Origin of the sequence: Protofrankia sp. Cr1, assembly GCF_963555865.1 — a bacterium.
GTDB lineage: Bacteria > Actinomycetota > Actinomycetes > Frankiales > Frankiaceae > Protofrankia.
This window is the reverse complement of sequence record NZ_CAUVXO010000053.1, coordinates 11,885-12,502: the sequence shown is the minus strand read 5'-3', so window position 1 is coordinate 12,502 and position 618 is coordinate 11,885. Positions and strand designations below refer to the sequence as shown.

General features: G+C 62.1%; 1 pseudogene. It reads right to left on the bottom strand.

Annotation, left to right across the window (positions count from 1 at the left end):
- Positions 1–241, bottom strand: a pseudogene (locus U9980_RS28480) (tetratricopeptide repeat protein); the annotation flags it as partial.
- Between the last annotated feature and the right edge of the window lie 377 nt (positions 242–618).

Below are 618 nucleotides of genomic sequence, written 5' to 3'. Positions count from 1 at the left end.
CTGAGGCCATGCCTTCGGCCAGGTCCAGTGCACTGCTCCAGGCGGCGATGGCCTCGTCGGCGCGTGCTTGAGCGGCCAGGCAGTCACCAAGATCCGTGTGGGTGAGCAGATGGACGCGCGGGAACGCCTCCTGGTCCCAGGAGGTGAACGCGGCCCGGTGCCTCAGCTCGGTGCCGGGATGGTCGCCGAGCTCGGTGAGGGTCCGGGCGGTGTGAGAGTCGACAGTCCCGACCGGTCCCGTGGTCGGCTACGATGAAGTGATCTGGATCACACTACAGGAGCGTGGGCCCAGGTCACGACGTTATGCACTGATGTCGCCTTCTGTTCTCGTGCGAATCCCGTGAAAAGCGGTCGCGGTATCTCCGACTTCCCGGTAACCTGTTCGTTACCATCTATCAACGGAGTAACCGTGGTTTGCGAGCGTGGTCGATGGGAAACTGCGTGACCGCACGTTGATGGCATCCAGAGGAATACTTGGGAGGGCGCGTAGTATGGCTGATCCTGATGAGTTGCTCGTAGCAGTGGAACAGTTGGTCGTTGCCCAGAACCGGGATGATGGCCAGACCTCTGACGGCCCAGTCGGAGACTCGGGAGAGAACAGGGACGGGTGAATCCGTC